At 42.0% G+C, this 13,494-nt stretch carries 11 protein-coding genes; 9 read left to right on the forward strand and 2 right to left on the reverse strand.

Annotation, left to right across the window (positions count from 1 at the left end; all coding sequences use genetic code 11):
- Positions 1 to 88: 88 nt before the first annotated feature.
- Complete coding sequence (locus C9J12_RS23055; RefSeq protein ID WP_107244850.1) at positions 89 to 1,531, reverse strand: sugar porter family MFS transporter; 1,443 nt, start codon at positions 1,529 to 1,531, stop codon at positions 89 to 91.
- 537 nt (positions 1,532 to 2,068) lie between these two features.
- Here C9J12_RS23055 and iolE point away from each other — a divergent pair.
- The 7 genes from iolE (at position 2,069) to C9J12_RS23095 (ending at position 10,077) form a co-directional block, all read left to right on the forward strand.
- Positions 2,069 to 2,962: a myo-inosose-2 dehydratase gene (gene iolE / locus C9J12_RS23065; RefSeq protein ID WP_107244852.1), complete on the forward strand. Its 894-nt coding sequence runs from the start codon at positions 2,069 to 2,071 to the stop codon at positions 2,960 to 2,962.
- A gap of 149 nt (positions 2,963 to 3,111) precedes the next feature.
- Positions 3,112 to 4,983, forward strand: a complete 1,872-nt coding sequence (iolD, locus tag C9J12_RS23070; protein WP_107244853.1) for a 3D-(3,5/4)-trihydroxycyclohexane-1,2-dione acylhydrolase (decyclizing) — start codon at positions 3,112 to 3,114, stop codon at positions 4,981 to 4,983.
- Positions 4,984 to 5,045: 62 nt separating this feature from the next.
- On the forward strand, positions 5,046 to 6,224 hold the full coding sequence (locus C9J12_RS23075) for a Gfo/Idh/MocA family protein (RefSeq protein ID WP_170111860.1): 1,179 nt from the start codon (positions 5,046 to 5,048) through the stop codon (positions 6,222 to 6,224).
- A 12-nt stretch (positions 6,225 to 6,236) separates the two neighbouring features.
- Positions 6,237 to 7,232, forward strand: coding sequence for a 5-dehydro-2-deoxygluconokinase (iolC, locus tag C9J12_RS23080; RefSeq protein WP_107244855.1), 996 nt, complete (start codon positions 6,237 to 6,239; stop codon positions 7,230 to 7,232).
- 210 nt (positions 7,233 to 7,442) lie between these two features.
- Complete coding sequence (locus C9J12_RS23085) at positions 7,443 to 8,315, forward strand: 5-deoxy-glucuronate isomerase (RefSeq protein WP_011220547.1); 873 nt, start codon at positions 7,443 to 7,445, stop codon at positions 8,313 to 8,315.
- 12 nt (positions 8,316 to 8,327) lie between these two features.
- Positions 8,328 to 9,155 (forward strand): class II fructose-bisphosphate aldolase, encoded by an 828-nt coding sequence (locus C9J12_RS23090; protein ID WP_107244856.1) that lies wholly within the window; start codon positions 8,328 to 8,330, stop codon positions 9,153 to 9,155.
- Positions 9,156 to 9,234: 79 nt separating this feature from the next.
- Complete coding sequence (locus C9J12_RS23095) at positions 9,235 to 10,077, forward strand: MurR/RpiR family transcriptional regulator (protein ID WP_107244857.1); 843 nt, start codon at positions 9,235 to 9,237, stop codon at positions 10,075 to 10,077.
- 79 nt (positions 10,078 to 10,156) lie between these two features.
- Here the strand turns inward: C9J12_RS23095 and C9J12_RS23100 are convergent, their stop codons facing one another.
- A complete protein-coding gene (locus C9J12_RS23100) occupies positions 10,157 to 11,002 on the reverse strand; it encodes a sugar phosphate isomerase/epimerase family protein (protein ID WP_107244858.1) in 846 nt (281 codons plus the stop codon).
- Between the two features lie 486 nt (positions 11,003 to 11,488).
- Here C9J12_RS23100 and iolB point away from each other — a divergent pair, with 486 nt between their 5' ends.
- Together iolB and iolG are read left to right on the forward strand one after the other, a co-directional pair.
- Positions 11,489 to 12,319: a 5-deoxy-glucuronate isomerase gene (gene iolB, locus C9J12_RS23105; RefSeq protein WP_107244859.1), complete on the forward strand. Its 831-nt coding sequence runs from the start codon at positions 11,489 to 11,491 to the stop codon at positions 12,317 to 12,319.
- Between the two features lie 117 nt (positions 12,320 to 12,436).
- Positions 12,437 to 13,423: an inositol 2-dehydrogenase gene (iolG, locus tag C9J12_RS23110; protein WP_107244860.1), complete on the forward strand. Its 987-nt coding sequence runs from the start codon at positions 12,437 to 12,439 to the stop codon at positions 13,421 to 13,423.
- Positions 13,424 to 13,494: the final 71 nt, after the last annotated feature.

Here is a 13,494-nt window from a genome sequence, read left to right on the forward strand (position 1 = left end):
GTTCATTGAATATGAAAATAGGCTTCTCCTATGAAAAGCCTATTTCTTGAAAGTTAATCAGTAATAAATATTGTACGTATTTATTTGATTAAGCGCTTGCGTCTGCAACCTGACGTTTCTTATTCTTACCCAGCTTTTCAGCCATGACTTTTTCCATGTCTTCCAAGCTAACGCCTTTCGTTTCAGGTACGTACTTAACAACAACATACATACAGATGATAGAAAGAACCGCGAATACCCAGAAGCTGAATGCACCGTTAAAGTGTTCTTTTAGGTAGGCATTTTCATTTAACATAGGGAAAGACTGAGTAACAATGAAGCCCGTGAACCATTGTGCGCCAACAGCAATTGCCATCGCACGTGAACGGATACTATTCGGGAAAATTTCTGAAATCATTGTCCAACATGCACAACCCCAAGATGTTGCATATGCGACAACATACAGACAGAGTGCGAATAAAGCAGCATAGCCTTCAGTACCGGTATAAAGTACATAACCGACAATCGTCATACCTAGCGCACAACCGAAAGTACCGTATTTCATTAGTGGTAAACGACCGACTTTATCAATCAGATACATACCTAAAGCATTACCAAAAATGAAGACAACACCCACGAAGGTGGTTTGGAATAATGCGTTTTCAGTACCACCAGCAATAGGTTTTAGTATTTCTGGTGTGTAGTACATAATGACATTGATACCAGTTAACTGCTGTGCTGCCGCAACAAAAGTACCAATAACAAGAATGGAAAATAATAATGGTGAACGTAAGCTGACTTTATTATTTTTTGATGCATTAGCGGGGACTAATGATTTTTGTATTTCAAGAATAACGCGGTCGGCATGTTCAGGGTTAGAAATACGTGAAAGGGTTTCTTTTGCTTGAGCAAGGTGCCCTTTTAAGACTAACCAACGAGGTGATTCAGGGATGATAATTAACAGGCTACCAAATAATAAGGCAGGTAGAACTTCTGATGCTAGCATCCAACGCCAGCCTATATCAACAAGCCATGCTTCAGACATACCTTTTGCAATCAAGTAGTTAACGTAGAATACACCCGTTTGACCAATAACGGCTGATTGTTGGAACATACTAACAGCACGTCCTCTGAAATCTTTAGGGGCGACTTCAGACATATACATAGGCGAGACAACACACGCTAAACCAACTGCAATGCCACCTACAATTCTAAATAACACATAGATGGTAAAGGTAGAGGCAAGGGCTGAGCCTATTGCTGAAATGATGAATAGAAGAGCCGCTAAGAATAATGCTTTTCTACGACCATATTTAAGAGCACACCAACCTGCACTGACTGCACCAATAATACTGCCTAATACAACACTGGAAACAGCCCATCCCGTTTGTGCCGCCGTTAAGTTGAAATACTCTCTTATCGGTCCGATAGCACCAGAAATAACGGCGGTGTCATATCCTAATAAAATCCCCCCTAGAGCCGCGATACAACAAATTCTAATGATGTAACTAAGGTTATGTTTTCGTGATGATGTCTCGATACTTGATGACATTATTTACTCCATTAAATTTTCCATCAGCATGTATAACCATCTCTACACATGTTTCAGGGTTTAATCCCGCCTGCTAACTGTAGGGAAAGGGCTAAGGATTACTTAATACGCCTTTAATTGTTTCTAATAGTTATATTTTGAAAGTATGTGTTGATAAATATTTTTCATTATGGCGTTTTCAATCATCATATGTATTCCATTGCATTCTTGCTATAGCTTGAAAAGATTTTTCTCTTAAAATGATACCTGTGTCATACAATGGTAAATATTTTCCATCTGACATCATTGGCTTAAGTGGTTGTTTATTATGCATTAAATGTTTTTGTGATCTTGATCCAATATCGCCACGAGCCCTGTGTTTATGGGGTTTTTTTCATAAAATACAAACTTGTTTAAAAAGTATTTTTCGTTTGAAAAATATTTTCCAATTGTCATTTTTTTCATTATATTGATTGCCAGTGAAACGAAACAAGTGTCGATTGAAAAATAATTAATCACACTACCTTAATCCTACAAATTAAATGCTGGAGAACGAACATGAGCAAAGTTCAATACGGAATCAGCCCTTTGACTTGGACTAATGACGACATGCCAGAACTTGGCGGCGAGATTGCTTTAGAAACGTGTTTGAGTGAAATGTCAGAAGCTGGCTTCACTGGTACTGAATTAGGAACGAAATACCCTCGTGAACCTGAAGTGCTTATTCCTCTACTAGAACAATACAATCTTGTTCTGGCTTCAGGCTGGTTTAGCGGTAATTTGATGACACTTACAGCAGAAGAAGAAATTGCAGCAATGCAAGTGCACATCAAACTACTGAAAGCTGCTGGCTGTAAGGCAATGGTATATGGCGAAGTGAGCAACTCTGTTCATGGCGACATTAATACACCACTTTCACAACGCGTCATTTTGACAATGGATGAGTGGAAAGTATACGCAGAGAAGCTGACTGTTGTTGCTGATTACTTATTAAATGAACACGGTATCAAACTGTCTTTCCACCACCATGTGGGCACAATTTGTGAAACAGAAGACGACATTAACCTTCTAATGGAACTGACTGGCGATTCTGTTCACCTAACGCTTGATACTGGTCATATCACATACGGTGGCGGTAACCCTGTAACAATGATTAAGCGCTGGGGCCATCGCATTGGTCACATGCATTTTAAAGACCTTCGCTTAGGTGTTATGAAGACGGCCCGTGATGCAGACAAATCATTCCTTAATGCAGTTCTTGATGGTGTATTTACCGTTCCTGGTACTGGCGACGTTGACTACGACGATGTTTTCGCTGCACTGAAAGAGCGTAATTACGAAGGTTGGTTATTAGTTGAAGCAGAGCAAGATCCTGCAAAAGCGAATCCACTTGAGTTTGCTAAAACGGCTTACACAAACATTACTGGCTACGCAACTAAGTACGGCTTGTAATAACGACGTTTGTCGCTTTGTAATATTCAAAGCGGCCATCGGGGAATGGATGTTCCCCGATTAAAGAACTGACTACACAAATAATGGATAACACCGTGTAGGCAGGGCAGGGATGCCAATTTTTAGTGTGATGATGTTCGAGGAAGAAGATGAAAACTGTACGCCTAACTGTTGCTGAAGCATTTGCTAATTACTTAGCGGCACAAAAAATTGAAATTGATGGCAAAGTTGAGCAGCTATTTGGTGCTGCGTTTGCCATCTTTGGTCATGGCAATGTAACGTGCTTTGGTCAGCAACTGAAAAACATTGAAGATAAAATTCCGACGTGGCGTGGCCAAAATGAACAATCAATGGCAACCGCTGCTATTGCCTATGCTAAAGCCAACCAACGTCGCCGTATTGGTATTGCAACCAGCTCTATTGGGCCTGGTGCAACGAATATGATAACGGCTGCAGGTATTGCCCATACAAACCGTTTACCTTTATTGTTAATTTCAGGTGATGCGTACATTAGCCGCCTACCTGATCCTGTATTACAGCAGCCAGAGAATTTCCATAATCCTTCTATTACGTGTAACGATGCCTTTAAACCGTTAACGCGTTACTGGGATCGCATTGTCTCTCCGGCTCAAATTATCCAGTCTTTACCGCATGCACTAAACACCATGTTAGACCCTGAAACATGCGGTCCGGTATTTATCGGTTTACCGCAAGATGTTCAAGGCATGGCTTACGATTTTCCTGAAGCATTCTTCGCCGATAAAGTACATCGCATTCGTCGTCCAGAGCCTGAAATGCTGGTGATTGAAGAAGCGAAAGAAATCCTATTAAACGCAGAGCGTCCGTTAATTATCTCTGGTGGCGGTGTGCACTATTCACTTGCAACCGATGAATTAGCCGACTTTGCAGCAAAACATAATATTCCAGTCGTCGAGACGATTGCTGGCCGTGCAACAATGCTGCAAGACAACCCTCTAAATGCAGGCCCAATTGGTGTTACAGGTTCAAATTCAGCGAACTACATGGCTGCACATGCCGATGTTGTTCTGGCTATTGGTACTCGCCTGCAAGATTTTACCACCGGTTCATGGTCGGTATTCCGCAACCCAGACATGAAGCTTATCAGTATTAACGTGGCTAAATTCGACGCCATTAAGCATATGTCATACCCAGTGTTGGGTGATGCAAAAGCGTGCATGACGAAACTTTCAGGTGTCTTGGGTAATTGGCGTTCAGCGCAAGTGTGGGCAGATACGGCAAAAGCACAAGCTGATGAATGGAAAGCGGAAGTTTACCGTCGTACCCATCCTAAGAAAGGTGAGCTTCTACCGGGCACTTCTTCTTACGCTGAAGTTATTGGCAAGCTAAATACACAAATGGAAAAAGGTGACACCGTGCTGACAGCTGCGGGTGGTTTACCTGCAGAGTTATCAATGAACTGGCAGAATTACCAAATTGGTAAATTCGATATCGACTTCGGCTTCTCTTGTATGGGTTACGAGATTGCAGGTGGCTGGGGTGCCAAGATTGCTAACCCTGATAACGATGTTGTTGTGCTGGTGGGTGATGGTTCTTATTTAATTCAGAACTCTGATATCTATTCATCAGTATTAACGGGTCAGAAAATGATTCTGGTTGTGTGTGATAACGGTGGTTTTGCGGTTATCAATAAACTTCAGAACAATACCGGTAACGAGTCGTTTAATAACCTTCTAGAAGATTGTCGTCGTCCTGACGGTGAGCTAGCACGGGTTGATTTTGCAAAGCACGCAGAATCACAAGGTGCAATCAGTGAAAAGTTAACATCGATTGACCAGTTTGATGCCGCATTTGTACGCGCTAAAGAAGCAGACCGTACCTACGTTATCGTTGTTGATATCGACCCTGTATCACCAGCGGCTTGGTCTAAGTGTGATTGTTGGTGGGAAGTTGGTTTACCAGAGGTTACTCGCAATGAAGGCACTGAAAAAAAAGTAGCTGATTGGCAAGAAGGTAAAAACCTACAGCGTCGCGGTGTTTAGTTTACCAGCCGTTTAACTGAATTTTTCAATACGATTTTATAACTTTTATGGAGATTATTATTATGTTTAATGAAGAACGCCGTTTTGAACAACCAATCCGCTGGGGCATGGTCGGTGGTGGACGTGGCAGCCAGATTGGCTACGCACACCGCAGCGCAGCACACCGTGATGGTCTATTTAAATTAGTTGCTGGTGCATTTGATTTAGATGCTGATCGCTGTCGTGAATTTGGTGTCAATCTTGGTTTAGACGCCGATCGTTGTTACAGCAACTATAAAGACTTTTTTGCTGCTGAATCTAAACGTCCTGATGGCATTCAAGCCGTATCGGTTGCTACACCGAACTCTACACACTATGAAATTTGTAAATCAGCGTTAGATGTGGGTCTGCATATTGTGTGTGAAAAACCACTCACATTCACCAGTGAAGAAGCCGAAGAATTAAAAGCGATTGCAGCAGAAAAGAACTGTGTGATCGGTGTGATGTACGGTTACAGCGGCTTCCCAATGGTGCATCAAGCACGTGAAATGGTTGAGCGTGGTGATTTGGGCGAGATCCGTGTGGTGAACATGCAATTTGCCCACGGTTTCCACAACGAAGAATATGAATTAAATGATCCAGGCTTGAAGTGGCGTGTAAGCCCTGCGACATCAGGTCCAACTTATGTCTTGGGTGATATTGGCACACACGCTTATTACTTATGTGAAGTCATGACAGGGCTAGAAATTGATCGTCTAGCGTGTATGCGCCAAAGCTTTATTGCGTCACGTCAGCCACTAGAAGATAACGCACACGTCATGATGGAATTCAAAGGCGGTGCAGTGGGTACGCTATGGGCTTCTGCTGTTAATGCAGGCTCAATGCATGAACAACGCATTCGTATTGTGGGCTCAAAAGCCTCCATCGAATGGTGGGATGAGCATCCAAACCAGCTTCGTTATGAAGTACAAGGTGAAGCACCACGCGTGCTTGACCGTGGTATGGGGTACTTATACCAAGACGTTGAAGGTGTTGCTGCTAACCGTATCGGTGGTGGTCACGCAGAAGGCTTCTTTGAATCATGGGCAAACTTGTATCACCGCTTTGCATTAGCATTTGATGCAGCAGACCGTGATGACCAAGAAACATTAAATAGCATTTGGTTCCCAGGTGTTGACGCTGGTATTGAAGGTGTTCGCCTTTGTGAAAAATGTGTTGAATCTGCTGACCAAGGTGCTGCTTGGGTCGCTTATAACGACTAGGAAAAGATAACTATGACAAAGATTGCACTTCAGCAAGATCGCCCGCTGGATGCCATCGTACTAGGTCGCGCGGGGGTAGATTTATACGCCCGCGAAGCCAACACCGATATGGCAGACATTTCAGGGTTTAATAAATTTGTAGGCGGTTCTGCTGCCAATATCGCCGTCGCGATCAGTAAGTTAGGCGGCAAAGTCGGTTTCATTGGTTGTGTGGCAGATGATGCGTTTGGTGGTTATGTACGTGGCTACATGACAGAGCAAGGCATTAATCTTGACGGCATGATGACCGACAATTCAGGTTCACGTACATCTGTTGCGTTTACCGAAATGAAGCCAAACGATTGTACGGTGCTTATTTACCGTAACAAGGCATCAGATTTAACGTTAAAGCCAGAGCAAGTTGATTCGGCATACATTGCCCAAAGCAAAATGTTGGTTGTAACGGGTACTGCGTTGTCTGAAAGCCCAAGTCGCGAAGCAACATTAATCGCCATGGAACATGCGCGCCGTAGTAATACTGTTGTGGTGCTAGATGTTGATTACCGTCCGTACTCGTGGCGCACCGATGTTGATGCATCTATTTACTACGGTATTGCAGCTGGTTTGTCTGACATCGTGATTGGTAATCGCGAAGAATTTGACATGATGGAAACCGTATTAGCACCTGGCAATACAGATGATGATGCAACGGCAGACCGATTCTTACGAGCAAACACGCAGGTTGTGATTGTAAAAGCTGGTGAGCTAGGTTCAAAAGTGTACTGCAAAGATGGTCACAAATTCCAACAAGGTATTTTCCGTGTTGAAGTTAAGAAGCCCTTTGGTTCAGGTGATTCATTCGCAGGCGGCTTGATTTGGACATTAGTGAACGGCGGCGAGTTGGAAGACGGTGTTAAACACGGTTCAGCGGCAGCAGCAATTAATGTGAGTGGTAATAGCTGTACCGAAGCTATGCCAACGAAAGAAGTACTATTCGATTTTATTGAGACCCGAGAACAAGACCTTTAATTATTTGATAATGGTAAATAAAGGTTAATTAGGTCAGCCGGATCAGCAGACTATATCTTGAATAAAGATCGTTAATACATATTTATAATACATATTCGAAATAGATAGTGTTAATGAAGAATGCATACCATCATGATTCGGCTCTTTTACATAAAACTTACCCAAAAGAAACGATAAAACTAAAAATGGGTAATTGAGGAGAAAGTAAATATGGGTAAGCATATTCCACCGTTCGACAATAAAAACCAGCCAATAATTGATATTAATGATGATGTTTCACCATTGTGTTATTTCAACCCAGTACGTTTAAAGCAAGGTGAGATGCATACCCACATTGTTGATGGCTATGAATCTGTCATCGTGCTTGCAGGGGGTACTTGCTGCATTACAGTCACCAATGGTAGCGCTGAAGAAATGGTGTTTGACAACATTGGTCAACGTGCATCGGTATGGGAAGGAAACCCAGAATCTGTGTATGTGCCTGTGGGTTATACCGCTGTTATCGAATGTGTGAGCGAAAACGCTGACATCATGATCGCTGGTGGTCGTTATGAAGAAACACTAGAACCTTTTGCGGTCTTACAAGATAGCGTTGATATGGTGCAGTACGGCTCTGATGACACTAAAACACACCGAAAAATTAAGCACGTATTAGGTCAGAGCAACGCAGATAAACGTGGTCGTTTATTAGTGAGTGAGCTGTTTACGGTTGGCGCGGGTGGTTGGTCTGGTTTTCCTCCTCATAAGCATGATGAAGATCGCGTTACCGAAAACGGTACAGAAGAAACCCTGTACGAAGAAGTGTACCAGTTCCGTTTTAACCCTGATTTTGGCTTTGGTGCTCAATTTTTATATGAGCATGAAGATGATTTTGGTCCGGTTTATCACGTTCGTACAGGCAGTGTTATCGCGATTGATAAGGGCTACCACCCAAGTGTCGCGGCACCGGGTTACGAGATGTACTACTTCACAATTATTGTGGGAAAAACGTCTAAATCGCTTGTTCAGCACTTTGACCCTCACCATGAGTATCAAGTGAATACGATTCCAGGCATCAAGGACATGATCGCCAAATTCAAATAACAAGGAAACGTTATGTTAGTTAACTTAAATGACTTATTACCTCAGGCTGCAGCATCCGATTATTCTGTGCCTTGTTTCAATGTTTTTGGTTATGAAGATGCACGCGCTGTCGTTGATGCAGCTGAAGAAATGGATAAAGCTGTTATTTTGGCTTGTAACAAAGACGTCGTCGATTTCTACGGTGTTGAAATTGCAGCTGCGATGTTTTTGCAATTAGCTCATGCTAGTTCAGTACCTGTTTGCTTGCATTTGGATCATACTTACGATGAAGAGATTATTTATCGCGCTTTAAAAGCTGGGTTCAGTTCTGTCATGTTTGATGGCTCTCAGTTATCGCTTGAAGACAATATTGCACGCACTAAAAAAGTGGCTGAAGTTGCCCATGCTTGCGGTGCATCGATTGAAGGCGAGATTGGCTCTGTCCCTTATGAAGAAGGTCGTGATCACATTAAAACAATTGATACATCGCCTGAAGATGCAGCGCGCTTTGCAGAAGAAAGTAACGTCGATTGTGTCGCTATTTCAGTAGGTAACGTTCACCGCCTGACGACACCAACAAGCACGATTGATTTTGGTCTACTCGATCAGATTGCGAGTAAAGTGAGTAAGCCATTAGTGATTCACGGTGCAAGTGGCATTCGAAATGAAGACATGGCAAAACTGAAAAAAAGCCGTGTGTCTAAATTCAATATCGGTACGTGTTTACGACAGGCTTTAGGTCATAATTTACGCGACTTTATGAATGAGGAACCTGACAAGTTTGACCGTATTTACTTCATGAAAAAGGCCATGCCTTTTGTAAAAGAAGAGGCGATTCGCAACTTTAAATTATTGTCCTAAAATACATACCCTAAGATATACCATCTTAGGGTATTATTGTTATTAATTAGATACTTTCGACCGAGGAGAAACGTTAGGTATGGAAGCTGAAAATACTTTATTAGAAGTGCCAAACGACCTCGACACTTTACGCGATTTGATTGTTAAGCGTTATGATAAGTTGAGCCAGCGACTACAGCAAGTTGCTGATTATATTATGGCTCAACCGATGCTTGTTGCGGTTGAAACGATGGCGACGATAGCAGAGCAGGCCAATGTTCCGTTATCTACACTAAGTCGTTTTGCTAATACAATGGGGTTCTCAGGCTTTAGTCAGATGCAGGCGTTATTTCGCGATCAATACCTAAATCGCCCTCGTGACTACAAAGAGCGCGTTCGCCAAGCGCGTGATCAAGATTGCTTTGAGCCTGAATCACCAACAACTATTTTTCAAGATTATGGTGTCGCTAACATTGAAGCAATGGAACAGCTTCAAGTATCCGTTTCGCCTCAGAAGCTTGAGCGAGCAGTATCGTTAATGGACAAAGCTGATACGATTTATATCCAAGGCATGAGAAGGGCGTACCCTGTTGCATTCTATCTTTGGTATGCATTAATGAAGTCAGACAACAATGTGGTGTTGCTTGATGACCATGGTGGCATGTTAGCCCCAATGACTCGCCGAATAAGCGAAAATGACGTATTAGTGACGGTGACTTTTACACCTTATGCGCCAGAAACCAGTGAGTTGATTAGCCAAGCATTTGACAAAAACGTCCCTATTATTGCGATAACCGATAATCAAATGAATTCCCAAGGCAGCAAAATGGATGTTTGCTTTGAAGTGCAGGAAGGGGAAGTGATGGGGTTCCGCTCTTTAAGCAGTTCAATGTATTTAGCGCAAACATTAGCAGTTAGCTTAATGTGCCGAGAAACTAAATAACAGATAACAGATAACAGATAACAGATAAAAATAGAAAAGCTGACAGAAGTCAGCTTTTTTTGTATCGAAATAATAGGATTTAATGAGAAGAAGAGTGAGGTCCAACTAACGTTTTCATACCATTTAGCATCGCTTCTGCAATATCGTAATGGTCAGATTCCCATAGTTGATCGTTTAGAAATTCACCCGAATAGAACCCGTCGTAGCCTGTACTTTTTATTGCCTCTACCCATTCTTGCAGTGGGATATCCCCTTCACCAAGAATGTATCCGCGTAGTTCTTTCTCATCGACCCAAGGTTGACCATTAGCAGGACGTTTACCATCAGAAAGGTGAACGTTATAAATTAAATTCTTATCAATTTTTGCCATGTCTTCAGGTGAAGCACCACGGCTAGCCCAAAAGTGCCATGTATCGAGAACAAAGCCAAAATTATCGCGACCGACTGCATCATAAAGTCGGAAATAATCACTGAGTTTCGCAATCGGTGTCCATGCGGCACCTTCATACTGAAAGCGGATCCCATGTTCTTTTCCTATATCTGCAATGTGCTGAATATTTTGAGCGGTGATTTTGATGTTGTCTTCAACCGATAAGCCGTTTAGCGCTTCAAAAGCGTTTAGCTGAATCGTCGGGGCACCAATGTCTTGTGCGAATGCACACAGTATTTCGACTTCTTTAAATACTTTCTGCTGAGTTGCTTTATCTGATGCCTCAACCGACCCAATAATATCTATGGCTGTAGGGGTAATATCCGCTTTTTCTAGCCGAGCCTTAAGATCTTGGCTGGTAAACCCTGCGTGAATATATCGCCATAACTTATCGGTATGTATCTCTAATCCCTGATAGCCCGTTTCTTTCGCTAAACGAATGTCACTTACAATATTGTTATGAAGTGAACACATACCATGCAATGCATAACGCATATTAGCTCCTTGAAAAGATATTTAAATTGGCGGAAGGTTATTTATGAACGTTCTATTATTTGAACTTTTTCTATAATTACATTGATGAAAAATTTTTACTGTTAACTTGGTCTTTAAATGAATATTGTTATGTGTGTTCTTTCTTTTTCTCTTGGTATCTTTAGTTTAACTGGTCTTTCGCTAAATTTTAATTGATAAAAATTTATCATTACGCTCTTTTTTATGTTGGTTAGACTGTATGATTTTATTTTTTATCATTTCATAGTGTTTATTATTCATTAGTTAAATGTATTTTTAGAAATATATAAATATGCCAATTTTAAGAAAAAATGTCGTTAAATTATCGACACGTTACCTTGTCCACAAAACGTTCACATCAAATTAAAAATAAATTGAAATGTTTGTTTCATTGAAATATCTTAGTTGAATGATTAATTTCATTTTTGATCTTGTTTGAATAATTGCTTTAAGGGATGAATTTTCGTTATGTCTAGATTGTTATCTAAATATGCAAAGGCGGATCGACAAGGTAGAACGCAGTCGATAACACCTGAAAGTGCAGGGTGGGGGTATGTTGGTTTTGAGGTATATGAGCTAGAAAAAGGTCAGCATTTAGAATTACCAGCAAGCGCTAATGAGGTATGTTTAGTACTTGTTGCTGGGCATGCCTCTGTAACAACACCAAGCGCATGTTTTGAGAATATCGGCGATAGAATGAGTCCTTTTGAGCGTAAAAAGCCTTACGCTGTCTATGTAACGGCAGGCGAGTTGATTAAGGTTGTCGCCAATACCGCACTTGAGTTGGCAGTGTGCCAAGCACCAGGAAGTGGTCGCTTACCAACAAGGCTGATTGCCCCTAATGATATTGATGCCGAACACCGTGGTAACGGTAACAATCAGCGTTATGTACACAATATTTTGCCTGATTATAAAGAGGCAGACAGCTTACTGGTGGTAGAAGTCTACACCGATGAAGGGTGCACGAGTTCATACCCAAGCCATAAGCACGATCAAGATGCAGCGCCTTCAGAAACCTACCTTGAAGAAACGTATTATCATCGCCTTAATCCTGAACAAGGGTTTTGCATGCAGCGTGTTTATACCGATGATCGTGAATTAGATGAGTGCATGGCGGTATATAACAAAGATGTTGTTCAAGTACCTAAAGGCTATCACCCCGTTGCGACAATCGCAGGTTATGACAGTTATTACCTCAATGTAATGGCAGGGCCAACACGTAAATGGCTGTTTACCTGGGAGCCCGATCACGATTGGATCAATTCAGACGATTACGCAAAAAAGCACGTTAATCGTTAATATCGCTTTTGGCTCGAGTTATGCTTTCAAATAACAATTTTTCTATAACGTAATACCAATATGAACAAATACTTATTTAGATTGGTATAAATACTTAATGTTGCTAAGGAGTTAGGCATGTTTAATATCGCTTTGTTTGGTGCCGGTAGAATTGGACAGGTTCATGCTGTCAATATTAACAATCACCCAGAAACAAACTTGTACTCAGTGATTGACCCTTATGTGGAAGGGGCACAAAAGTTAGTTGATAGCTATCAGGCCAAAATTCAGTCTGTTGAAGAAGCAATGGCCGATCCAAACGTACACGGTGTTTGCATTGGTTCAGCAACAGATACACATGCTAATTTAATCGAACTTGCTGCCATCAACGGTAAGGCGATCTTCTGTGAAAAGCCGATTGATCTTGAGTTGAGCCGAGTAAGAGATTGCTTAGCTGTTGTTGAAAAACACAATGTACCAATGCTGGTTGGGTTTAACCGCCGTTATGATCCACAATTTCGTCAGCTAAAAGAACAGCTAGGTTCTGGTACGATTGGTAAAGCAGAGTCGCTTTTAATTACCTCTCGTGATCCTTCGCCACCGCCAGCAGAGTACAGCCAAGTTTCGGGTGGAATGTTCCGTGATATGACGGTTCATGATCTGGATATGGCACGTTTCATTATTGGTGAAGATCCGGTGTCGATCACGGCGCACGGCAGCTGCATGGTTGATCCTGCGATTGGCGAGGCGGGCGATATTGATACCGCAGTATTAGTATTACAGTTCCCATCAGGGGTGATGGCGACCATCGTAAACAGCCGTCGATCAGGTTACGGTTATGATCAACGTCTAGAGCTTCACGGTGAAAAAGGCTTACTACAAGCAGGCAACATGAAAGAAAACTTGGTACAGCATTGGGGTGAAGTTGGCTGTACCAGCGCTAAACCGCAACCTTTCTTTTTAGAGCGCTACCAAGATGCATATATCGCTGAATGGCAACATTTTGCAGATGTTTTAGCGGGTCGTTGCAAGCCTGAATGCAGTGGTATTGATGGTGAGTTTGCCTTGGTGCTGGCTGAAGCGGCTTTAGAGTCAATGAAATCAGGGAAAACGGTGATCCTTTAACGATCTAATACCCTGTTTTTCGAAAGGCTGATAAGTTATTAAGGATCTCTTTTCATGAGGTCCTTTTTTGT

Source organism: Photobacterium frigidiphilum (genome assembly GCF_003025615.1).
GTDB classification, from domain to species: domain Bacteria; phylum Pseudomonadota; class Gammaproteobacteria; order Enterobacterales; family Vibrionaceae; genus Photobacterium; species Photobacterium frigidiphilum.